Annotated in this window: 23 protein-coding genes; 16 read left to right on the top strand and 7 right to left on the bottom strand. The window is 31.1% G+C overall.

The genetic code is table 11. The features are described from left to right. Positions 1-280 precede the first annotated feature (280 nt). Together B3M86_RS09470 and B3M86_RS09465 are read left to right on the top strand one after the other, a co-directional pair. On the top strand, positions 281-724 hold the full coding sequence (locus tag B3M86_RS09470) for an acyl-CoA thioesterase (RefSeq protein WP_260392413.1): 444 nt from the start codon (positions 281-283) through the stop codon (positions 722-724). A gap of 54 nt (positions 725-778) precedes the next feature. Continuing rightward, a complete protein-coding gene (locus B3M86_RS09465) occupies positions 779-1,984 on the top strand; it encodes an RsmB/NOP family class I SAM-dependent RNA methyltransferase (protein WP_038333863.1) in 1,206 nt (401 codons plus the stop codon). 63 nt (positions 1,985-2,047) lie between these two features. On the opposite strand, the gene B3M86_RS09460 is transcribed toward B3M86_RS09465, so the two are convergent. Continuing rightward, on the bottom strand, positions 2,048-4,201 hold the full coding sequence (locus tag B3M86_RS09460; protein ID WP_291075719.1) for an OmpA family protein: 2,154 nt from the start codon (positions 4,199-4,201) through the stop codon (positions 2,048-2,050). 289 nt (positions 4,202-4,490) lie between these two features. Here B3M86_RS09460 and B3M86_RS09455 point away from each other — a divergent pair, with 289 nt between their 5' ends. From B3M86_RS09455 to mnmA, 3 genes are all read left to right on the top strand, one after another. Then, complete coding sequence (locus B3M86_RS09455; RefSeq protein ID WP_125350158.1) at positions 4,491-5,357, top strand: cupin-like domain-containing protein; 867 nt, start codon at positions 4,491-4,493, stop codon at positions 5,355-5,357. A 165-nt stretch (positions 5,358-5,522) separates the two neighbouring features. Further along, on the top strand, positions 5,523-6,839 hold the full coding sequence (locus B3M86_RS09450) for a Na+/H+ antiporter NhaC family protein (RefSeq protein WP_219034557.1): 1,317 nt from the start codon (positions 5,523-5,525) through the stop codon (positions 6,837-6,839). Positions 6,840-6,903: 64 nt separating this feature from the next. Beyond that, positions 6,904-8,097, top strand: a complete 1,194-nt coding sequence (gene mnmA / locus B3M86_RS09445) for a tRNA 2-thiouridine(34) synthase MnmA (protein WP_219034556.1) — start codon at positions 6,904-6,906, stop codon at positions 8,095-8,097. Positions 8,098-8,249: 152 nt separating this feature from the next. Here the strand turns inward: mnmA and B3M86_RS09440 are convergent, their stop codons facing one another. Then, positions 8,250-8,480 (bottom strand): CDGSH iron-sulfur domain-containing protein, encoded by a 231-nt coding sequence (locus tag B3M86_RS09440; RefSeq protein WP_280037543.1) that lies wholly within the window; start codon positions 8,478-8,480, stop codon positions 8,250-8,252. A gap of 161 nt (positions 8,481-8,641) precedes the next feature. Between B3M86_RS09440 and B3M86_RS09435 the strand changes: the two genes are divergently transcribed. Further along, complete coding sequence (locus B3M86_RS09435) at positions 8,642-9,121, top strand: GNAT family N-acetyltransferase (RefSeq protein ID WP_219034554.1); 480 nt, start codon at positions 8,642-8,644, stop codon at positions 9,119-9,121. A 55-nt stretch (positions 9,122-9,176) separates the two neighbouring features. Here the strand turns inward: B3M86_RS09435 and B3M86_RS09430 are convergent, their stop codons facing one another. Next, the gene (locus B3M86_RS09430; protein WP_260392011.1) at positions 9,177-9,389 is read right to left on the bottom strand and encodes a DUF2071 domain-containing protein; all 213 of its coding nucleotides are present in this window, start codon (positions 9,387-9,389) and stop codon (positions 9,177-9,179) included. 223 nt (positions 9,390-9,612) lie between these two features. Between B3M86_RS09430 and B3M86_RS09425 the strand changes: the two genes are divergently transcribed. Beyond that, the gene (locus tag B3M86_RS09425; protein WP_219034553.1) at positions 9,613-10,647 is read left to right on the top strand and encodes an alpha/beta hydrolase; all 1,035 of its coding nucleotides are present in this window, start codon (positions 9,613-9,615) and stop codon (positions 10,645-10,647) included. Between the two features lie 43 nt (positions 10,648-10,690). Here the strand turns inward: B3M86_RS09425 and B3M86_RS09420 are convergent, their stop codons facing one another. Then, the gene (locus B3M86_RS09420; protein ID WP_125350164.1) at positions 10,691-11,182 is read right to left on the bottom strand and encodes a metallophosphoesterase family protein; all 492 of its coding nucleotides are present in this window, start codon (positions 11,180-11,182) and stop codon (positions 10,691-10,693) included. A gap of 34 nt (positions 11,183-11,216) precedes the next feature. On the opposite strand from B3M86_RS09420, the gene truA reads away from it, so the two are divergent. The 4 genes from truA to B3M86_RS09400 all read left to right on the top strand — a co-directional run bounded on the left by truA (position 11,217) and on the right by B3M86_RS09400 (position 15,299). Further along, the gene (gene truA / locus B3M86_RS09415) at positions 11,217-11,972 is read left to right on the top strand and encodes a tRNA pseudouridine(38-40) synthase TruA (protein WP_291046972.1); all 756 of its coding nucleotides are present in this window, start codon (positions 11,217-11,219) and stop codon (positions 11,970-11,972) included. Next, on the top strand, positions 11,959-13,719 hold the full coding sequence (locus tag B3M86_RS09410) for an ABC transporter ATP-binding protein (protein WP_291075721.1): 1,761 nt from the start codon (positions 11,959-11,961) through the stop codon (positions 13,717-13,719). The genes truA and B3M86_RS09410 overlap by 14 nt, the downstream gene beginning before the upstream one ends. Before the next feature lie 77 nt (positions 13,720-13,796). Next, positions 13,797-14,213, top strand: coding sequence for a hypothetical protein (locus B3M86_RS09405; RefSeq protein ID WP_180906020.1), 417 nt, complete (start codon positions 13,797-13,799; stop codon positions 14,211-14,213). A 135-nt stretch (positions 14,214-14,348) separates the two neighbouring features. Further along, positions 14,349-15,299, top strand: coding sequence for a LysR substrate-binding domain-containing protein (locus B3M86_RS09400; RefSeq protein ID WP_038333906.1), 951 nt, complete (start codon positions 14,349-14,351; stop codon positions 15,297-15,299). A gap of 62 nt (positions 15,300-15,361) precedes the next feature. Here B3M86_RS09400 and B3M86_RS09395 read toward each other — a convergent pair whose 3' ends face one another. Next, positions 15,362-16,480, bottom strand: coding sequence for a calcium:proton antiporter (locus B3M86_RS09395; RefSeq protein WP_291075723.1), 1,119 nt, complete (start codon positions 16,478-16,480; stop codon positions 15,362-15,364). A gap of 196 nt (positions 16,481-16,676) precedes the next feature. On the opposite strand from B3M86_RS09395, the gene B3M86_RS09390 reads away from it, so the two are divergent. Further along, on the top strand, positions 16,677-16,988 hold the full coding sequence (locus tag B3M86_RS09390) for a DUF3817 domain-containing protein (RefSeq protein WP_038333915.1): 312 nt from the start codon (positions 16,677-16,679) through the stop codon (positions 16,986-16,988). A gap of 33 nt (positions 16,989-17,021) precedes the next feature. Here B3M86_RS09390 and B3M86_RS09385 read toward each other — a convergent pair whose 3' ends face one another. After that, the gene (locus B3M86_RS09385; protein ID WP_038333921.1) at positions 17,022-17,327 is read right to left on the bottom strand and encodes a hypothetical protein; all 306 of its coding nucleotides are present in this window, start codon (positions 17,325-17,327) and stop codon (positions 17,022-17,024) included. Between the two features lie 12 nt (positions 17,328-17,339). After that, the gene (locus tag B3M86_RS09380) at positions 17,340-17,768 is read right to left on the bottom strand and encodes a transposase (protein WP_280062512.1); all 429 of its coding nucleotides are present in this window, start codon (positions 17,766-17,768) and stop codon (positions 17,340-17,342) included. 150 nt (positions 17,769-17,918) lie between these two features. On the opposite strand from B3M86_RS09380, the gene fabV reads away from it, so the two are divergent. From fabV to B3M86_RS09360, 4 genes are all read left to right on the top strand, one after another. Beyond that, on the top strand, positions 17,919-19,121 hold the full coding sequence (gene fabV, locus B3M86_RS09375) for an enoyl-ACP reductase FabV (protein ID WP_291075726.1): 1,203 nt from the start codon (positions 17,919-17,921) through the stop codon (positions 19,119-19,121). A 312-nt stretch (positions 19,122-19,433) separates the two neighbouring features. Then, on the top strand, positions 19,434-20,843 hold the full coding sequence (locus B3M86_RS09370; RefSeq protein ID WP_291075728.1) for an amino acid permease: 1,410 nt from the start codon (positions 19,434-19,436) through the stop codon (positions 20,841-20,843). 528 nt (positions 20,844-21,371) lie between these two features. Then, positions 21,372-21,611 (top strand): hypothetical protein, encoded by a 240-nt coding sequence (locus tag B3M86_RS09365; protein WP_291075730.1) that lies wholly within the window; start codon positions 21,372-21,374, stop codon positions 21,609-21,611. 5 nt (positions 21,612-21,616) lie between these two features. Next, positions 21,617-22,150 (top strand): STM3941 family protein, encoded by a 534-nt coding sequence (locus B3M86_RS09360; protein WP_280052099.1) that lies wholly within the window; start codon positions 21,617-21,619, stop codon positions 22,148-22,150. Positions 22,151-22,305: the final 155 nt, after the last annotated feature.

Genomic DNA, 22,305 nt, shown 5'->3' with positions numbered 1-22,305 from the left:
TATATAGGTCGTATTTAATAGAGTATTTTTTTATATAATAATCTAAATATTTAGAGTTTTTTATATCAGTCTTATTTTAAATAAAAAAGAATAATAAAAAATTTCTAAAAAGTTTTGGTATTTATTAAATTATTTCTAAATTTGACCATAGGTAGTAGAGAGTAAGATTGATTTTTTTTAATGTTAAATTTATACTTACTAGTGTAAGTTTTTTTTAAAATCAATTGGGTTTAAGCTGAGGAGCTTAAACCCGTTTTTTTTTTATACAACTTTCTTATCTTTGAGCAAAGATATCTACAAAATGGCTCGTATAAAATTAGATTTTTTAGACAAATTTTTATTTTCAACAATAATACCAGTACGCATAACTGATCTCAATTATGGAAATCATTTGGCAAACGATAAAGTATTGTCCATTATACATGAATCGCGAATTCAGTTTTTTCAACATTATGGCTATTCGGAATTAGATTTTGGAGGTGTAAGCGTGATTATGGGTGATGTTGCGATTGAGTATAAAAATCAAGCTTTTTATGGCGATGAATTGTTGATTGAGATTGGTGTGCAAGATTTTTCGCGTGTTAGTTTTGATGTAATCTATAAAATTTCTACAAAAGATAAATTAATTGCAAAAGCGAAAACAGGAATTGTGACCTTCGATTATCAGCAAAATAAAGTGGTTGAGGTTCCTCAAAAGATAAAAGATCTTTTTGAAGTTGTATAATCTTATAAATTAATTACGCTAATCATTTAAGTCTTTGTAAATTTGCACCGAGTTATGAAGATTTTACCATATAAAAATTTATTTGTCGGAATTACCGACACATTGCAACAAATTTTCTTCGAAGGAAAATATGCAGATAAAGAAGTTGAGCGAACATTGAAATCGAATAAGCAATGGGGAGCGCGCGATCGTGCTTTTATTGCCGAAACGGTTTACGATTTAGTTCGTTGGAAACGTTTGGTTGAAGGGGCAATGAGCCGTCCGCTTTCTCCTGATACAATTTGGGAGTTTGTTGGAACTTGGTTTGCTTTAGATCCAGAGCAAACGTTACCAAAATGGGAAGAATTTCAAAAAATCTATCCAAAAGAAGTCTTGAAAAGACATCACAATTCGTCTAAAAATATTGCGGTTGCAGAATCGTATCCAGATTGGATGTTCGAGTTAGGAGAGAAGTCGTTGGGAAATCGTTGGTTAGATGAAGTGCATGCAATGAACTCGCAAGCACCAACAGTTTTACGTGTGAATTCCTTGAAAACAGACCGTAAAACATTACAAAAAGCGTTGAAGGAGCGTAGAATAAAAACGAAAGTTTTATCGAAATATCAAGATGCTTTAGAGCTTGAAGAGAAAACAAATATTTTCCGTACAGATGAATTTCAGAATGGTTGGTTTGAAGTTCAAGACGCAGGATCGCAATTGATTGCGCCTTATTTACGTGTTCAGCCAGGAATGCGTGTGGTAGATGCTTGTGCTGGTGCCGGAGGAAAAACATTGCATTTAGCTGCTTTGATGGAAAACAAAGGGCAAATTATTGCAATGGATTTGTACGATTGGAAATTGAAAGAATTGAAACGTCGTGCAAAACGTAACAATGTTCAGAATGTACAAACAAAGGTGATTGAAGCAAAAACAATCAAGCGTATGGAGAATTCTGCTGATCGCTTATTGATTGATGCACCTTGTTCTGGAATGGGAGTTTTGAAACGTAATCCTGATGCAAAATGGAAATTAAGACCAGAATTTATTGACGAAATATTAGCAACACAAGAAAAAATATTAGCTGATTATTCTAAAATCATTAAAGTTGGTGGAATGATGGTTTATGCAACTTGTTCTATTTTACCACAAGAAAATGAGCAGCAAGTAGAAAAATTCTTGAAGAATAATCCAAATTATAAAATGGTTTCAGATAAAATGCATTATCCATCTCAAACTAATTATGATGGATTCTACATGGCTTTGATTGAAAGAATTTCTTAAGCTGTTAATTATTATAAGATACAAAAGACTAAGTGAAAGCTTGGTCTTTTTTTGTTACAATAATTATTTTATCTTAAATCTAACTCGTCTATTTTCAAAATTTTTCCAGTCAATACAATTTGCAGCAGGATTGCATTCTTTGTGTTTCAAGTCTGAAAAACCTTTAGCGGAAATTGAAAATCGATTTTTATTTAAGCCTTTTTCTATCAAATAATTCAACACAGCGTTTGCTCTTCGTTGTGATAAATCTATATTGTAAGATTCTGTTCCAACCGCATCTGTATGACCTTCGATAACAAAATGATGTGATGGATTTCGTTTCATAATTGCAACAACTTCATTCAATTTTGGATAATCAATAGCTCTGATTTCAGCTTTATCAAAATCAAATTCGACGGTTTCCATTAAATAATTTGAATAATCTTGAACATAATTTCCAATCTTTTTATCACTCAAATTGCTTTCTGGACAACCATTTCCAAAACGATTTCCTTTTATATACGGACATTCATCTTCGATATCCATCACGCCATCGCCATCTGTATCATAATCATTGTTGTAATTTTCTATATTTCCTTTCTGGATCAATAAATTATAAGGTGTTGAAATGTTAAATTCAGTTCCAATTTTCTCAATTTCTTTTCGATATCGTCCATCTTTTTTGCACATTTCACCGCAACGTTCCTCATCTTTTAAGAGATAATCAATTTTTTGTTTTGCCCAATAAAACTTAATTGCTTCGGTAAATTCACTTGGATTTGGTTGTTTGATTTCAAAATTTTGAGTGAAATTTTGGTTCGATTGATTACCAATAATTTCTATTTTTTTTGGATAACGACGATTACAATCGCGTGAAACAAAATTGACAGAATTTTGAGCTAAATACGTATTGAAATTCTTCGGAAACGTTTCGTTGAGGTTGATTTGGGATGATTGAACTTTAAGATGATAAATAGAAGAATTCAAAACAGCTTGCAGAAATTGTGTTATTTTCTGATTCAATTCTCTTGGTTCATTGACCGTAATCGGAAGCGTTCCTGTTGCTAAACTTATGAAATTCATCGCATGATAGTCCAATTCCTTTCCAATTCCTAATGTTATAAATTGAGTATCTTTTGCATAATTTCGGAGTGAATTGTAAACAGTTTCATTCAAATTCATCGCTCCATCAGAAATAATTGTAATGATTCGTTTATAATTTTTATCAAAAGGATTTTTCTGAATTTGTTTGATTGTTTCATCCAATAATTTTTCGCCAGTTCCATTCAAAGAATTAATTTTTTCTAAAGCTAAATTGATGTTTTCTTTCGTTGGAAATTGAGAAGAATTAAAAATTAATTCATTTTTCGTAGAATAAACCAACACATTAAATTTATCTGTTTCGTTTAGATTTGGAAGAAGTTGATACATCAATTTTTTGGTGGTTTCAATTGGTTGATTCATCATAGAACCAGAAGCATCCAAAACGAACAAAAATTCTCGTGGAGCATTATATTTAGAAGGATTATTTGCAGGTTCAATTGTTCCTAAAATATAATCGCAACCATTTTCAGTAAACGTTTCAATTCCGGTTTGTAGTTCATTTTTTGTATAAGCATATTGAAGAGTTGGAATCTTTTTATCGGAATTTTTTGAAACATAATTTCGATTATCTTCCTTTGAAAATTTTAAATCAGAAACAATTTTTGAAATCGGAAAATTTCCCGAAAGATGAATATCTGAATTTATGTTTTTCGGAAAACCATTCAATTGATTGTTCCAACGATGAATTTGGGTAAAAGATTCTGTTCGTTTCACGATAAATTCTAAAAACGAAACTTGATAATTCAAATTATTTTCTTCAACAATTTTCGAAACTTTTAGCTTAATTTTTAGTGTAGCATGTGCAGGAATTTTTCCTAAATCTAATTGTAAAACTTGATTGTTTTGTTGATTTTTAAAAATAGTTGAAGCATCAATATTTTTTAACTCTTTTCGAATATCTACAATCGATTTGGATTGAATTTCGAAAACTTTATCATTTACAAAAGCTTTTAATTCGTACACATTTTGAGAAGCTTGATAAGGATAAATAAATTTAGCCGAAATATCTTCCGAAGAATTGTTCTGAAAAGTAAAATTATGACTCAAATTACCCAATAAATGATGAAAATTATAGTCATTTTCGAGAGAAATTGCTTCTATTTTTTCAAAATCTTCTTCATTTTGAAGTTCCAAATACGGAAAAATTTGCTGTGCACAACAAAATGTATTCAGTAGAATAAAAAAAATGGAAAAAAATAGATTTTTTGTGTTCAACGAATCGATTTTAAAAATTCAATGTAAAGATAATGAAAGAATTGATGTGTTTTCTATCATCAGTTATAGTAAAGTTCAATGTATATTAAATAAATCATCAAATCAGAAATAATTATTAAATCATATTTAAAAAAGATTGGTTTAATAATTGCTTCTTTCAGATTTAACAAAAAAGTTAAGTAAATTTGCACTTTATTTTACATAAAAGATGAATTTTAATTTCACAGAAGTTGAAAGAGTAGAAAGTATTTCTGCAAAAGATTTTCAGAAATATTACGTTAAACCTCAAAAACCAGTTGTAGTAGAGCGAATTACAGAGGATTGGCCTGCGTACGAAAAGTGGAATTTTGAGTATATAAAACAAGTTGCAGGCAACAAGGTTGTCCCTTTATACAATAATGATCCGGTTGATTATACGAAGAAAGTAAATGAACCAGTAGCAAAGATGAAAATGTCTGAATATGTAGATTTGTTGCAAAGTGAGCCGACAGATTTGCGTATATTTTTGTACAATTTGATGAGTCAAGTTCCGCAATTGCAACAAGATTATAAAATGCCAGATTTGGGTTTGAATCTTTTCAAATCGATGCCAATGTTATTTTTTGGAGGTGAAGGATCGAATGTTTTTATGCATTATGATATCGATTTAGCGAATATTTTGCATTTCCATTTTGCAGGAAAAAAACGTTGTATTATTGTTCCGCCAAAGGATTCGAAATACATGTACAAAATTCCGCATTCGGTAATTTGTAGAGAAGATATTGATTTTGATAATCCTGATTTTGATAAATGGCCAGCGCTGAAAAATATAAATCCGATGGTTGCAGACCTAAAACACGGAGAAATGCTTTATATGCCAGAAGGTTGGTGGCATTATATGAAATATTTGACGCCAGGTTTTTCGATGAGTTTGCGTTCGTTGGCACATAAACCAAAAAATTTGTCCGAAGCGATTTATAACATATTTTTGATGCGTACATACGATAATGTGATGCGAAAAATAAAAGGTAAAACTTGGATTGAAGAAAAAAATGAGCGCGCAATTACACAAACAAATAAATTAATTGCGAAATAAAAATACAGTTTTTAGAAAATTTTTCTAAATGAAGGAATATCTTTCGAAAGATGTTCCTTTTTTTATTCTACTGTCCTAAAAACTTATAAATCAATAAATATTTGATTTTCATGTTTTAAAATTTCGATAGATATTTGCAGAATATTTTTCTGAATTTTTAGTAATATGATCATAAAAAAAGGAAATTTTTGGGCTTTATTGCCTTTAATCATTTTCATACTTGTCTATTTTTCGGCATCTATTTATCTGAACGATTTTTATTCTGTTCCAGCATTGGTTGTTTTCATGTTAGCATTAGTAATTGCATTTGTTCAATTCCCTAAGGTTTCATTTCATACGAAAGCCGAGGCTTTTTGTAAGAATGCGGGTGAAGAAACCATTATGTTGATGATTTTAATTTTTCTTCTCGCTGGAGCGTTTGGAAGTTTAGGATCTACAATTGGTGCTGTAGAATCAACAGTGAATTTATTTTTGAATTATCTTCCTTCTTCCTTTATTGTAGCAGGTTTCTTTTTGTTATCTTGTTTTATTGCGACGGCTTTGGGAACATCGGTTGGAACAATTGTAACTGTTGCGCCGATTGCAGTGCAAATGGATAAAATGATTCCAGGTTCTATGCCAATTTTGTTAGGAGCAGTAGTTGGTGGAGCGATGTTTGGCGATAATTTATCATTTATTTCTGATACAACAATTGCTGCAACACGTACGCAAGAAGTGAGCATGAAATCTAAATTTAAAACTAATTTTCGAATAGTAGTTCCAGCAGCTATTGTTTCGACGATTATATATTTTTCACTTTCTCAACATTTTGACACAACCAATTTTCAAGGAAAACAGTTAGATTTTGACTTGATTTTAATCTTACCTTATCTATTAGTTTTTGGACTAGCAATGTCTGGAATTAATGTGATTTGGGCTTTAATTGTAGGAATTCTTTCGTTTCTTGGAATTGGTTTGTTCTATTCTGGTGTTCCTTTACTAGACTTAGTTTCTTCTATTAATGAAGGTTTTAAAGGAATGTTTGAGTTGAGTATTATTTGTTTAATTATTGGTGGAATTGTTGGAATTATTCGTTTGAATGGTGGATTAGATTTTATCATTTATCATCTAACCAAAAATATTAAAACAAAACGTCAGGCTGAGATGAGTATTGCGTCGCTTACAGCTTTGGCGAATGCTTGTTTGGCAAATAACACGATTACAATTTTGATTTGTGGTAAAATTGCAAAAGATATTTCTGATCATCATGATTTAGAGGGAAAACGTGTGGCAAGTATTTTGGATACGGTTTCGTGTTTTGTACAAGGAATCTTACCTTATGGTGCGCAAGTTTTGGCAGCGGTTGCAGCTGCAAATACAATTTCAAGTGCAACAAAGGTTTCTTCGGTTGATGTGTTATCTAACTTATATTATCCATTTTTAACTGGAATTTGTACGCTTATTTTTATCTTATTTTTTCAGCCAAAATCATTCAAAAAATAGATTGATGTATGATATTCATTCGTCGAATATTATTTTATAACTTTGTAGACTGAAATTTTTTAAGATGAAAAGAGTTGTCGTAGGACTTTCTGGAGGAGTAGATTCAAGTGTTACAGCCTATTTGCTAAAAGAGCAAGGCTATGATGTGATCGGATTATTTATGCGTAATTGGAACGATGCATCGGTAACGTTGGAAGATGAATGCCCATGGATAGAAGATAGTGCAGACGCTTTGTTGGTAGCTAAAAAATTAGATATTCCTTTTCAGGTAATTGATATGTCTGATTCGTACAAAGAACGTATTGTAGATTATATGTTCAATGAATACGAGCAAGGAAGAACACCAAATCCTGATGTGTTGTGTAACCGAGAAATTAAGTTCGATTTGTTTTTGAAAACAGCTTTAGAACTTGGTGCAGATTATGTAGCAACAGGGCATTATGCACGAAAAACTTCTACAATTGATGAAAATGGAAAAGAGATTTTTCAATTGTTAAAAGGTAACGATAACAATAAAGATCAATCGTATTTCTTGTGTCAATTGTCGCAAGATCAATTAAGCAAAGCATTATTCCCAATTGGAGATATAGAAAAACCAGAAGTAAGAAGAATTGCGCAAGAGCAAGGCTTGGTTACAGCGAATAAGAAAGATTCGCAAGGTTTATGTTTTATTGGAAAAGTTAGTTTACCTGAATTTTTGCAACAACAATTAAAACCAAAAGAAGGTGTAATTGTAGAAATAGCCAAAGATTGGAACGGATATAAAAGAGAAATTCCAACTTTTGAAAATAAATATGAAGCATTAGATTTCGAAGCAAAAGGTTTCTCATACAAACAAGAAGACGGAGATATTGTAGGTAAACATCAAGGCGCACATTATTTCACTCGCGGTCAACGAAAAGGATTGGGAGTTGGAGGAAAAGTAGAACCTTTGTTTATTATTGATACAGATGTAGAGACTAATGTTATTTACACAGGTCAAGGCGCTGATCATTCAGGTTTATTGAAGAAAGCATTGTTTATAAAAGAAGAGGAAGTACATTGGGTTCGCGAAGATTTAACTTTGAAAACCGACGAAACAATGGAAGTGATGGCGCGTATTCGTTACCGCCAACCTTTGCAAAGAGCAATTTTACACAAAGCTGAAAACGGAATGTATGTTGAATTTGAAAACCCTCAATCTGCAATTACAGAAGGTCAATTCTGTGCTTGGTATGTTGAAGACGAACTTTTAGGCTCTGGTGTAATTAATAATTAAAAAATATAAACATCATTATTATATTGAACGCTCAAGATTTTCTTGAGCGTTTTATGTTAATATCATTTATTAAAAAAAAATCCTTTTACTTTTTGTTGCTTTGGTAAACCATCTTGAAATCTCATCTAAGCATGTGTTCCATCACAAAAAGACTAATTAAAAGATTGTCCACAACGGCAAAGATAAGTTGTATCTTTTGCTTCAAATTTTTCTCCTTCTTGGTAATTGACAGAAATTCCTTGCTGATTTGGAATGATAAACTGCTGAACAATTTTAGGCTTTCCGTGCAAGATATAAGGTCCATTTTCTGTGATTTCTATATAGATACCATCTGTATTTTGACTTGTTCCTATTTGAATATTTAACTTGTTTTGATCATCCATAATTGTAGATTTAGACTGATATTTACTACAATTTAAAAACTATTTTGGTTAGAATGAGTTTAAATTTTGTGCAGTAATTGACTATAATTTAATAGATAAAGGTTGTTGTTTTTACATAGGATTTAGAATGTTTTGATTACTTTTATTTGAAAATAATGATTATGCCAACAATTCAACTCAAACATACAGAAATTAAACATCACAATGCTTTGTTATATCATTTACCAGAAGATCAAATTTCTTTTACAGCCTTACCTAGCGAGACTTTTGAGCGTTTGAAATTACGCACAGATGGACATGCAAAACCAATTACAATTTTGTTAGATGATGAACCAATTGGTTTTTTTGTGTTAGACTATGGTGACGATAAATTGGAGATGACGAATAATACGAATTCGTTGTTGTTGCGTTCTTTATCAATAAACCCTGAGTTTCAAGGAAAAGGTTACGGAAAAATTTCGATGAGTTTGATGGATGATTTTGTAAAAGATAATTTTCCAACAATTGATGAATTGGTTTTAGCGGTTAATTTCAAAAATAAATCAGCATATGATTTGTATCTAAAAGTTGGTTATATAGATGATGGTTCTCAACGAGAATGGTTCAATGGAATGCAACATTTATTGAGAAAGAAAATTTAATTGTTAAACTTTATCCTTTTCCAAGCGACAACTTGCACACCTTCTGAATAATGCATTAAATCTGGTCTCGAATCGATGAAAAATAAATACCAGATTTTCCATTTTTTGTGAGATATGTTCTCAAATTAATTTCGTCAAAATCAGAAGTAGGAGAGAGTGCAGGCAAAAAACGAGGTCGAATTTTTTCCATTGTAAATGCGATAATTGAGACCCAATCAGAATCATTTATTTCATCAATTTCTAAATCTTTTGGAACTAATTCTCTCAAAATTTCTTTGTCAATTCTGTAATGAAAAAATAACGCTCTGTTCCATTCTTGATAATATTTCCATCGTTTTGTTGGGTCATTTCAACCACGATGATTTTTTTTCGGTTAGAATTTGTTTGATCGTATATTTCACTTAAAACCTTGTTAAACTTATGGTTGAAGGTGCAAAATCTATTGCGAAATAAAGAAAATTGTAGTTACTTCGCATACCAATTTTTATCATATGAAAAACTTGTTTTATATCTTCGTGATTAGTTTTTTAACGTCATGTGCAGCAATACATAATGTGCCAACTTCTCAGAATCCAAATAATTTTATTCAACCGAATACAACAAGTTCTTTTGTGGATCAAAACGGAAATTTTTACCCAGATAATTGGTTGAAATCGTATGGTAAACCTCCTAGAAATGCAAGTCGTAGAGATTATTCGTTGATGAAAATTGCGACTGAAAACAACTTTCAAAATCAATTAACTTCTTATGAAAGTTTGCGTTTAAAAAATATCGAAAAAAGAGTTAAAAATAAGAAACGTGTCATCATTTTTGTGCATGGAATTGATAATGATTATTTGTTTAGCCTGAAAAATTACAATAAAGCCAAAACTTATATGAATATTAATTCTTCGAATGATGAGGTGATTAATTTTTATTGGGATGGATTGGTGAACGAGAGTCTTTTTGGTACTGCAAAAGTTTGGGTAAGTGCAACGACAAATAGCCAAATGGCGGGTGTTTTCGGGCTTCGTAGAATTTTGAATGTCATTCATAACAAAGACGTTTATTTGATTTCGCATAGTCGTGGCGCATCGGTTGTTTTGAGCTCGTTGGTGAATCCTTCGTTGCGTGAAAGTGAGATAAAACGTGCTGAAACTGCGCATCATGTCGATTTTACGAATGCAGAAACTTTGTTAGAAAATAATAATAAAATTTACAGCATTATGTTGGCGCCTGCGATTGGAAAAGTTGATTTCACATTGGATAATAATCAATTAAAAACCTTTACACCTCAGTTAAAACGCATGCATATCACGATAAATAATACGGATTATGTATTAGGGAAAGGAAAGATTGGGGTTTTATCTCGAAGTTTGATTGCGACAGATTTTGGTTACAAAAAAGATTTATATGATGAGCTTTCTAAAAATTATACATTCTTAGAAGAAACAGATTTTTCTGGACAAGATTCGCACGAATTTAGAGAATATATCACTAATTCGAAGTTTGTTACTATTCTGAAAGAATTCAAGTTAGCGAAATAAAGCGAAATGCGAACTTCGAATCTCGAAATGCGAGATTCGAAAATCATTTCTTAAATTCAATCACTTCCAAATTTTCAATTTTTCCTTTATTCAACTCAAACCGTAACATTGTACGAACTTTCTGAAAACCGTGTTTACCAACTGCGCCAGGGTTCATGTGAATTAACCCTAATTGTTTATCAGGCATTACTTTTAGAATGTGTGAATGTCCACAAATAAATAATTTTGGAGGATTTTCTGTGATTTCTTTTCGTATTGTAGGATTATATTTCCCTGGATAACCGCCAATATGTGTTATCCAAACATCAACACCTTCTAACGTAAATCTGTTGTTGAGCGGAAATTCTGCGCGCGCTTTATTATCATCAATATTTCCATAAACAGCACGCAAAGGTTTTATTTCAGCTAATTTATCGGTTACAGAAATATCGCCAATATCGCCAGCATGCCAAATTTCGTCTGCTTGTTGCGCATATTCCAAAATTCTATCGTCGATATAAGAATGCGTGTCCGAAAGTAAAAGAATTTTCTTCAAAAGGTTGTATTTTTGTTGCTCAAATTTACAACAATTGCGATATTTTTTAGAATTAGCATACAACGGAAAAAATTATTTTGGTTATCAAATTCAACCCAATCAAATTTCGGTTCAAGAAGTTATTGAAGATAGATTGTCTAAAATCTTAAGAAAAGAAATTTCGATTGTCGGAGCAGGGCGTACAGATTCTGGTGTTCATGCGAAAAAGATGTTTATTCATTTTGATTATGAAGAAGAATTATCGGTTGATATAATCAAAAAGTTAAATTCTTTTTTACCAAAGGACATCGCTGCTTATCGTTTATTTTTGATGGATGATGAAGCGCATGCTCGTTTTGATGCAATTTCACGTTCTTACAATTATTTTATTTCACCTTTCAAAGATCCTTTCGCGTTTGATAGTGCTTGGATTTTTAATCGAGAATTGGATATTGAAAAAATGAATGAAGCAGCAAAATTGTTAATTAAGCAAGGAGATTTCGGAAGTTTTGCTAAATTACATACCGATGTGAAAACAAATATTTGTGATGTGAGAGAGGCTTTTTGGCGCAAAAATGAAAACGGACAATTGGTTTTTCAAATCACTGCCGATCGTTTTTTACGAAATATGGTGCGCGCAATTGTTGGAACATTGGTTGAAGTTGGATTAGGAAGAATTTCTATCCACGATTTTGAAGAAATTATTGAACAAAAACAACGTTCTTCGGCAGGAGCTTCGGCACCAGCGCAAGGATTATATTTGGTAGATGTTCAATATCCAAAAGAATTATTTAAAAATGAGTTCAAATAACGAGAATACATCGTTTGATTTTAATGGATTAAAACGTGTTTTACAAATCGGAGCACAAAGCAAAGTGATGTTTTGGTCGGTGGTTTTTGTAGCGGTTTTTAGTGCGTGTTTTTCTGTTTATCGTCCGTATTTAACGGGAAATATCATCGACGATTATATTCAGACAAAAGATTTATCAGGGCTTCAAATGCAAATCGTGAAACTATCTTTGGTGTTAGTTTTCGAAGGAATTTTGTCTTTTTTTATGGTTTATTTAGCGAATGTTGTTGCACAACGAGTTATCCGTTTGTTGCGCGTTCGTTTGTATAATCATTTGATCAAATTCAAGCTTGGTTACTTCGATAAAACGCCAAATGGAGTTTTGGTAACGCGTTCAGTTTCTGATATAGAAACGATTGCCGAGGTTTTCAATGACGGAATTTTAGTGATGTTAGGCGATGTACTAAAAATCATTTTCATTGTTTTTGTGATGTATTGGATGAATTGGGTTTTAGCAACGGTTGTGATTGTGATTCTTCCATTGATGATGATTATTACACGATTATTCCAAAAAGCATTGAAAAATGTTTACCAAGAAGAACGTACAATTGTGGCGAAGCTGAATACGTTTGTGCAAGAACGATTAACAGGAATGAATATTATTCAGGTTTTTAATCGTCAGCAAGCAGAATATGACAAATTCGTTTCGATTAATAATGATTTAAAGAAAAACTATCTAAAAACAGTTTTCTATTTTTCATTAATGTTTCCTGTTGTCGATATTATTTCGGCTTTAGCAACAGGAAGTTTGATTTGGTTTGGAGGTCTTAGAACTGCTGTTTATGGAGATGTTTCTGTCGGAGATTTGATTGCTTTTACACAATATGTTACGTTGTTAACTGCGCCAATGCGTGCAATTGCAGAACGTTTCAATACCATTCAGCGTGGTTTGGTAGGAGCAGATCGTGTGTTCAAAATTATTGATGATGATCAAACTTTGCCAGATAATGGAACAATAAAATTGGATCATGTAAAAGGTAAAATCGATTTTGAAAATGTGAAGTTTTCTTATGTTCCGAATAATTTGGTTTTGAAAGGAATTTCTTTTTCGACAAAACCAGGTGAAAAAATTGCAATTGTAGGTGCCACAGGTGCAGGAAAATCTACTATAATTAATTTATTGAGTCGTTTTTATGACATAGATTCTGGAACAATTAAAATAGATGATGTAAATATTCATGATATGGAATTGAAGAATTTACGTCAACATGTTGCGGTTGTTTTGCAGGATGTTTTCTTGTTTAATACAACGATTTATGACAATATTGTTTTAAGTAATAAAGATATTTCGTTGGAAGAAGTCCAAAATGCAGCGAAAATTATTGGAATTGATAATTTTATCATGTCACTACCAAAAGGCTATTACAGTGAGGTAAGCGAGCGTGGTTCGACACTTTCTGTAGGTCAGCGTCAATTGATTTCGTTTTTGAGAGCATATATTTATAATCCAGAGATTTTGGTGTTGGACGAGGCAACTTCTTCTATTGATACAGAATCGGAAGAATTAATACAAAAAGCGACTGATAAGCTAACGCAAGGCAGAACTTCTATCATCATTGCGCATCGTTTAGCGACGATTCAAAATGCAGATAAAATTATTGTGATGGATAATGGAATGATTGTTGAGCAAGGTACACATAGCGAATTGTTAGCTCAGAAAGGTTATTATGCCAATTTATATGAAGTCCAATTCTCGAAAGAAAATTAAAAATTTAACAGAAATAAATCGTTAGATTTGATTAACTCGAACAATCAATAATATTAACTTTAAAAATCTAATTAAAAATGAAAAAATTATTTTTAGCTGCTGCAGTATTAGGTGTAGTTTCTTTATCTTCTTGTAAATCTGAAAAAGAAAAAGTAGATGCAAAAGTAGAAAACACACAAGAAAATGTAGCAAATACAGTAGAAGACCAAGTAGAAGCTGGTAAAGAGACAATGGATAAAGTTGCTGATGTAGCAAAAGATTTACCAACTTTCTCTGATCCAAAAATTACTGAATTTGTTGGAAAATACAACAAATGGGCTGCTGACATGAAATTAGCTGCAACTGCTGGTGATGCAAATAAATTAGCTGAATTGACAAAACAATCAGTAGATTTTCAAAAAGAATTACAAGGTTTTACTCAAACATTGAAACCAGAAGATGCTAAAAAATTACAAGATTGGACAGCTGAAATTCAGAAACAATTAAACAAATAATTAAATTTATATTTAATGATAAGCTCGAATTTATTCGAGCTTTTTTTATGGATTAAATTATGATTTAAGATATAGATTGATAATATAATAATGTATATCTTTATCACAAAAATTTATAGATATCAATTTTTATATATGACATTAGTACAATTACAATATGTGCTGGCAGTGGCTGAGCATAAGAACTTTACAATTGCTGCTGATAAATCCTTTGTAACTCAACCAACATTGAGTATGCAGATTCAGAAATTGGAAAAAGAATTGAATATTGATATTTTCGATAGAACATCGCATCCAATCAAAATCACTCAAATTGGAGAGAAAATTGTTGCGCAAGCAAAAACAATTTTAATGGAAGCTAACCGAATGAAACACTTGGTAAACGAAGAAAAAGGTTTGTTAGAAGGTGATTTCATTATTGGTGTTATTCCTACTGTTTTACCTTCTTTGGTACCATTATTTTATAAAACATTTCAGAAAAATAATCCGAAATCAAATTTGATTATCAAAGAATTGCAAACGGATAAAATTATAAAAGGAATAAAAGATGGTTCGTTGGATTTTGGTATTGTGGTTTCGCCACTTTTCGAAGATCAAATTATCGAAAAACCTCTTTATTATGAACCATTGGTGGCTTATGTACCAAACGGGCATCGCTTATCTGACAAAGATAAAATCAATGAAGATGATTTAAACACTTCTGATTTATTAATCTTGCAAGAAGGACATTGTTTCAGAAATAATGTGTTGGCTTTATGTGATACTTCTAATCTGAAAAATCGTCCGATTAAGTTAGATTCAGGAAGTTTTGAAGCGTTGGTTAAATTAGCGAACGATGGTTACGGAATGACTCTGTTACCTGCTTTGGTTGCAGATGATTTACCACAAGAATATAAGAAATTTGTCAAAAACTTTGAGTCGCCAGTTCCAACACGAGAAGTTTCGTTGATTTTTCATCAATCTCAATTAAGAGATTCTTTCGAAAAAGAATTAATCAATACAATTCAAAGTATTTTGAGAGGAAAAATATTCTTAGAAAAAGATCAAAAATTAGATTCGAATATGGTTTCTTTACCAAAAAAATAACATAAAAAAAACGACTCAAAATTAAAATTCTGAGTCGTTTTTTTTATGTCTTTAAATTTTCTTTAAGGAACTATTGTAGTAAATAAATATGTGGCAAAAAGTGTTAATAAAACAATTCCTTGCTGAATATTTGTTCGACCAGAATTTAATGATAAATAAACGGTGAACAAGGATAACACTAATAAGATAGATGATTTTGCGTCTATTCCTAATGTAACTTCTAATCCTGTGAAATAACAAACAATTGCTACCGCAGGAATCGTTAATCCAATTGAAGCTAATGCAGAACCTAAAGCCAAGTTAAGACTTGTTTGTAAACGGTCTTGTTTTGCTGCTTTATATGCCGCTAAACCTTCTGGTAATAAGATAACTCCGGCAATTATAATTCCCACCAATGATTTTGGAGCGCCTAAATCCATCACAATTGTTTCGATGGTTGGCGATAATTTTTTTGATAACAAAACAACTGCACACAAAGCAACTAATAATAAAACCAAACTCGAAATCGTTGTAAGTAAATTTGGTTTTTCAACATGCAATTCTGATGTTACATTATCTTTGCTACTTTGTGGTAAGAAATAATCGCGGTGACGAATGGTTTGGACAGAAATAAATCCGCCATATAAAATCAACGAAATAATTGCCACAAAAATTAATTGACTTGTCGAAAATTCTCCTCCTTTTTCTGAAGTTAAAAAATTAGGTAAAACTAAGGTTAATATAGATATTGCAACTAAAGTAATTAAAGCAGTTGAAACACCTTGTTTGATGAAATTTTGTTCTCTATAACGAACTCCTCCAGCCAATAAACAGATTCCTATAATTCCGGTAAGAATGATCATTACAGCAGCAAAAACGGTATCTCTAGCCAAAACAGAAGGAAAGCCAGTAGGTTCGGACATCATTAATGAAACAATTAGCGAAACTTCGATAACTGTAATGGCTAAAGCCAAAATAATGGTTCCGAAAGGTTCTCCAACTTTATGCGCTACAACTTCTGCGTGATGTACAGCTGATAAAACGGCTGAAATTAAAATGATTCCTAAGATTCCAGAAAACCACATCTGATCTTTAAATCCTTCGGCTATTGTTAATGAAAAAATGGCAAGAATGGGACAGATAATTGTCCAGTAGGGTAAAGCTAAATTGAATTTTTTTGAAAGAAAATTATCTACGTGCATTAATTATGAGGTTTTGGATTTTTACAAATTTAATAAATAATATTGATAATTATTATGTGTAATTATCATAAATAGTAATAATCATAACATTTAATTATCATAAATATTAATAGTTATTTCAATAATTGAGTAAAAATAAACTTTTTAACTAATGATTATCATACCTCTACTATCAATAAACGATTAAATTTGCAAAATGTTAAACGTATCTGACGAAAAGTTAAAAAAATGGTTTAGCACATCATGTGTGTGGGAAACGATAAGTTGTACGCTCTTATTTTTGGTCGCAATGCCAATTAAATATCAATTCGATTATGTGTTGCCAATGCCATTTGCCGGTTGTTTTCACGGTTTTTGGTTTACAGCTTACTTGATTTTACTTTTTAGAGTCAGAAGAATATATAAATGGGACGACGAAGACTTTATCATTTATGTGATGTACGCATTTATTCCGTTTGCAACTTTAGCGGTACATAAAGTAATAAAAGAGGATAAAAATAATAGATAAATAAAAAAAACGGTTTCTTTTTGAAACCGTTTTTTAATACCCATATATTTTACGCCATTTAGCTACAGTATTTCGACTGATTTTAAACTTATCAGCAGTAAAAGTATTGGTGTAATTATTTTTTTGCTGAATTTTTAAAATCTCTAAAACAGAATTCAAATCATAAGATTTATGCTTTTGATTTTCGGCTGTTTTGTTTGCATTCAGTATTTCTGATACTTTCATGATATCCAAAACATTCATATTCTTTTTTAACAATTTTTTTGTCTGTTCTATTTTTTCAGGGAAATTACGTTTAATAATGTCTTGATAGATTTTTTGGTAGTTTGGTTTTTCCATAGTGAGTAAGATTTAATTTTGTGGTAGGTATTTTTTTATCCAATTATGAATGGTATTTTTAGGGATATTGTATTCATTCGAAATTTCTTGAATTTTCTTTTTTTCTTCAGTGTATAAATTCAATACAAAATCTATAATCTCTTTTGTATACACACTTTTGCGATAATTTGGTAAAACAGAGCTTTTAGGGGATGTTGAAGTTGAAGCGTTTTTTCCAACAGGAGCAAATAAAATAATGTGTTGTGTATAAATTCTAAAAAAATCATATTCCAATAACTTCGACCATTTTAATAAATCGTCTGTTTGTATACTTTTACTTAAATATTGAGCATTAATTTCTTTTTCAGAATAAGTTTTGAAGAAACTTTTGATACGGGATATATCAATTCCAAGTTCGTCGACTCTTTTTTTGATTAAAGAGCCTATGTGAATATCTTTCATAGGTAAGTAGGTTTTGAGTAATTGTAAATATAGTAAATCGAAATCTGTATTTCTATTAATTTTATTAAAAATAGAATGATTTTATGTACAAAAAGATCGTTTCGTTATATAGAATTTATTTTATAAATTTATGCGACTAAATTAAGTATAATGATTATTCAACCAAGAACAAGAGGTTTTATTTGCATTACGACTCATCCTGAGGGAACTGCAAAAAATGTTCACAATCAAATTGAGTACGTAAAATCAAAAAATATTTCAGCCGAAGGACCAAAAAAAGTATTGGTAATTGGAGCTTCGACAGGTTTTGGTCTGTCATCTCGTATTACAGCTGCTTTTGGATATAATGCTGCAACAATAGGTGTTTTTTTCGAAAAACCTGCTGCACCAAGAAAACCGGGAACTGCGGGTTGGTACAACACAGCTGCTTTTGAAAAAGAAGCACACGAAGCTGGTTTGTATGCAAAAAGTATTAATGGAGATGCTTTTTCTGATGAGATTAAACAACAAACGATTGATTTAATCAAACAAGATTTAGGTCAAGTAGATTTAGTGGTTTACAGTTTAGCTTCGCCACGTCGTACACACCCAAAAACAGGTGTTGCGTATTCATCAGTTCTTAAACCAATTGGAGAACCATTTACAAATAAAACAGTAGATTTTCATACAGCAGAAGTAACAGATATTACAATTGATCCGATTGAATCTCAAGAAGAAATTGATAATACAATTGCTGTAATGGGAGGTGAAGATTGGAAATTTTGGATGGAAGATTTGAAAGCTGCTGGTGTTTTAGCTGAAGGTGTAAAAACTGTTGCTTATTCTTACATCGGGCCAGAATTGACTCATAGAATTTATAAAGATGGATCGATTGGTATGGCTAAAAACGATTTAGAAAAAACGGTTCCAGTTATCAACGAATTATTAGCAGATTTGAATGGTGTTTCTTACGTTTCTGTAAACAAAGCTTTGGTAACACAGTCTAGTTCTGCTATTCCAGTTGTGCCATTATATATTTCGTTATTGTACAAAGTAATGAAAGCAAAAGGAATTCATGAAGGTACAATCGAGCAAATGCAACGTTTGTTTGCAGAGCGCTTGTATACTGCAAACGGAGAAGTTCCTTTGGACGAAAATGGACGTATCCGTATCGATGATTTAGAAATGCGCGAAGATGTACAAAAAGAAGTAGATAATTTATGGAAAATTGTAACTTCTGAGAACATCAAAGAAATTTCTGATATCAAAGGTTATCATGATGAATTCTTACAATTGTTTGGATTTAGTTTTGATGAAATCGATTATGATGCTGATACAAACGAATTGGTTTCAGTTCCAAGTATTGCAGAATAAGAAGATCATTTCAATAAAATAATACAAAACCTCGAAAATAATTTTCGAGGTTTTTTTTGTCTCAATAAAATAAGTAAAAAATAATTTTATTCGTATTTATTTAATTTATTGGATTTAGTTTTATTAAAAATATGAGTTAATTTTTATGAATAATTTAAAGTTGCGTTTTAATATTAATTTCTAATTATATTATTCGTAAATATTAAGTTTTCTTTTAAAAATATATCTAAAAAATATAAAATTTATTTTTCGAATTTTAAAAATATATCTGAAACACTTTACATTTCGTCAAGTTTTAACACATGTATTTTTATGTCAATTTGGAAAATTAAACCATTAGCGAAGCTAATAGAAGATTCGCAAGAAACGGAAGGTGGTTTAAAAAGATCTCTATCTTCGGGAGCCTTAGTTGCTTTGGGTATTGGCGCTATTATCGGTGCCGGATTATTTAGTTTAACAGGAATTGCAGCGGCAGATCATGCTGGTCCGTCAGTTACTTTATCCTTTGTTTTAGCCGCAGTTGGTTGTGCTTTTGCAGGACTTTGTTATGCCGAATTTGCTTCAATGATTCCAGTTGCTGGAAGTGCTTATACATATTCTTACGCAACAATGGGAGAGTTTATTGCTTGGATTATCGGTTGGGATTTGGTGTTAGAATATGCTTTGGCAGCGGCAACTGTAAGTGTGAGTTGGTCGGCTTACGTCGATAAATTTTTGCAAGGAATAAATATTCATTTACCTCAAGAATTGTTGCATGCTCCAGCCGATGGCGGAATGGTAAATTTGCTGGCAGTTTTTATTGTATGTTTACTTTCTTTAGTGTTAATGAGAGGGACAAAAGAATCTGCGATTATCAATAATATTCTTGTAATTTTAAAAGTAAGTGTCGTAATTGTCTTTATCATTTTGGGTTGGAGTCATATCAATCCAGAAAATCATATTCCATTTATTCCTAAAAATATTCCAGGAACTCAATTCGGAGGAATGCCAGGAATTGCAGCAGGAGCAGCAGTTGTTTTCTTTGCTTTTGTTGGATTTGATGCGGTTTCTACTGCGGCACAAGAAGCTAAAAATCCACAGAAAGGAATGCCGATTGGTATTTTGGGATCGTTGGTTATTTGTACCATTTTGTACGTATTATTTTCGTGGGTAATGACAGGTTTGGTACCATACGAAACCTTTAAGGGGGATGCGTCACCAGCAGCGACAGCATTTGCAGTAACAGGTTATACATTTTTACAAAGTGTATTGATTTTAGCAATTATCGCAGGCTATACATCGGTTATATTAGTGATGTTATTAGGACAAAGTCGCGTATTTTATAGCATGAGTAATGACGGATTGTTACCTTCTTTCTTTTCAGATGTACACAAAAAGTTTCGTACACCTTGGAAAACCAATGTATTCTTTTTAGTCTTTGTGAGCATTTTTGCTGGTTTTGTACCAATCAAAGATTTAGGTCATATGGTAAGTATCGGAACTTTATTTGCCTTTACTTTAGTTTGTATTGGAATTATTGTGATGCGTAAAAAAATGCCAAATGCCGAACGTAAATTTAAAGTTCCATTTGTTCCATTTGTTCCAATTTTGGGAATTATTGTTTGTGTTTATTTAATGACTTCATTAACAATGGAAAGTTGGTGGCGACTTTTGATTTGGTTAGTAATCGGAATTTGTATTTACTTTTTCTACGGAAAACAACATAGTAAGGTTGATGGTTAGAAAATCATCATTTTGAGTTTTTTAGAAATCCTTTGTCTTTTAGATGAAGGATTTTTTGTGGTGATAAGAAACCTAAAAAAAAGTTTGAACAATGTTTAAGCTTTTCGTGGGCTGACAGGTTGATCTTGCTACCTTTATTTGGACATAAGAATTATGGATTAAGCTGTAAAAATTAACTTAGAAAAATGAAGAAAAAATTTTATAGTAAAGAGTTTAAAGATCGCGCCGTTCAACAGAGCTACCAGCGTGAAAATATCAAAGAGCTCGCAGCTTAGGTCTTAAATATTTTGTCCTATTTTTTGTTGCAAGTTCAGTTTTTTGGCGTGCAATTCTTTTAAACGTAATCACTATAGTAGGAAAATTATTTTTTGGATTTTTATTTTACGTAAAACCGTAATTTGGTTTTAGATAATTGTTGGAGATTTGTAAAATTGAAAATATAAATTACATTATTGATATAGAATAGTTTTTGTTATAATGTCAATAAAGTAAAAAAGATTAATTTTGTAAAAAAGTAAATATTGATATATGAGAATGTACAGTATGTTAGGAGGAGCAACTGCTGGACTTATAGTAGGATCAGAAACGGGTCCTGGAGTTCTTATTACAGGCTTTTTAGGTGCAGTCGTTGGAGGAGTAGTAGGTGAAGAAACAATGGAATTTTATTTAGATAAAGCTATGACTCCTTTGACACCTGATCAAAAAAATCAACAAACACAAAAATTAATTCAAAGTAGTCAAACAGTATCAGGACCATTAAAATACTAGTAGTAATGAGTGAAATAATAATAGAGAAAAGTAACGAAAAAATAATTGGATTAATCTTATTTTTTATATTATCTAATATATTGTCAATCTTTATGATTTTTAACTCAAATTTCTTTGTTTCTAAATTTATTCAAAATGATATTTTAATTTTTATTGGAGGAATAATAGGTTTTATATATACGTTTGCTATGGTTATCACTCATATAATACTATTATTAAACAAAGAAAAAGGTATTATATTAACTAATTTTGGAATAACAGATAATTCTAATTATGAAAGTCTGGGATATATTAAATGGGACGATATTTCTCACATAAAAACTGTTAAAACATATTCCGGTGAATATTTAGAATTATCGATTAAAAATAAAAAAAATTACATAATAAATAATAATATAAGTCTTTTAAAAAGACTTCTTATTGTTATGAATAATTGGCATCCAAATGAAACTATAATTTTAAATTCTAGAAAACTAAACTGTACTTTTCAAGAGTTAGAGGCTTCAGTTATTACAAAATGGGAAAAAAGAGATAATTAGATTAGTTGGTCTACTCCAAGGTAATGTTCAAATGTGTTATTTTTACACAACGTATAATTCACTATAACACAAAAGGCAAACGTTTGTTTGCCTTTTGTTATTTTATAAAGTTGCTACATTTTTATTAAAGAAATCTGTGGGTACGTCATATCCTC

It is taken from the genome of Empedobacter sp. UBA6305, assembly GCF_002440405.1.
Classification (GTDB): Bacteria; Bacteroidota; Bacteroidia; order Flavobacteriales; family Weeksellaceae; genus Empedobacter; species Empedobacter falsenii_B.
This window is presented reverse-complemented; position numbering and strand designations above follow the sequence as displayed.

Coding starts and splice junctions, on each gene's coding strand:
- B3M86_RS09465 (WP_038333863.1), top strand. CDS start 779: ATGAAGATTTTACCATATAAAAATTTATTTGTCGGAATTACCGACACA.
- B3M86_RS09455 (WP_125350158.1), top strand. CDS start 4,491: ATGAATTTTAATTTCACAGAAGTTGAAAGAGTAGAAAGTATTTCTGCA.
- B3M86_RS09450 (WP_219034557.1), top strand. CDS start 5,523: ATGATCATAAAAAAAGGAAATTTTTGGGCTTTATTGCCTTTAATCATT.
- mnmA (WP_219034556.1), top strand. CDS start 6,904: ATGAAAAGAGTTGTCGTAGGACTTTCTGGAGGAGTAGATTCAAGTGTT.
- B3M86_RS09440 (WP_280037543.1), bottom strand. CDS start 8,480: ATGGATGATCAAAACAAGTTAAATATTCAAATAGGAACAAGTCAAAAT.
- B3M86_RS09435 (WP_219034554.1), top strand. CDS start 8,642: ATGCCAACAATTCAACTCAAACATACAGAAATTAAACATCACAATGCT.
- B3M86_RS09425 (WP_219034553.1), top strand. CDS start 9,613: ATGAAAAACTTGTTTTATATCTTCGTGATTAGTTTTTTAACGTCATGT.
- B3M86_RS09410 (WP_291075721.1), top strand. CDS start 11,959: ATGAGTTCAAATAACGAGAATACATCGTTTGATTTTAATGGATTAAAA.
- B3M86_RS09405 (WP_180906020.1), top strand. CDS start 13,797: ATGAAAAAATTATTTTTAGCTGCTGCAGTATTAGGTGTAGTTTCTTTA.
- B3M86_RS09400 (WP_038333906.1), top strand. CDS start 14,349: ATGACATTAGTACAATTACAATATGTGCTGGCAGTGGCTGAGCATAAG.
- B3M86_RS09395 (WP_291075723.1), bottom strand. CDS start 16,480: ATGCACGTAGATAATTTTCTTTCAAAAAAATTCAATTTAGCTTTACCC.
- B3M86_RS09390 (WP_038333915.1), top strand. CDS start 16,677: ATGTTAAACGTATCTGACGAAAAGTTAAAAAAATGGTTTAGCACATCA.
- B3M86_RS09385 (WP_038333921.1), bottom strand. CDS start 17,327: ATGGAAAAACCAAACTACCAAAAAATCTATCAAGACATTATTAAACGT.
- B3M86_RS09380 (WP_280062512.1), bottom strand. CDS start 17,768: ATGAAAGATATTCACATAGGCTCTTTAATCAAAAAAAGAGTCGACGAA.
- fabV (WP_291075726.1), top strand. CDS start 17,919: ATGATTATTCAACCAAGAACAAGAGGTTTTATTTGCATTACGACTCAT.
- B3M86_RS09370 (WP_291075728.1), top strand. CDS start 19,434: ATGTCAATTTGGAAAATTAAACCATTAGCGAAGCTAATAGAAGATTCG.
- B3M86_RS09365 (WP_291075730.1), top strand. CDS start 21,372: ATGAGAATGTACAGTATGTTAGGAGGAGCAACTGCTGGACTTATAGTA.
- B3M86_RS09360 (WP_280052099.1), top strand. CDS start 21,617: ATGAGTGAAATAATAATAGAGAAAAGTAACGAAAAAATAATTGGATTA.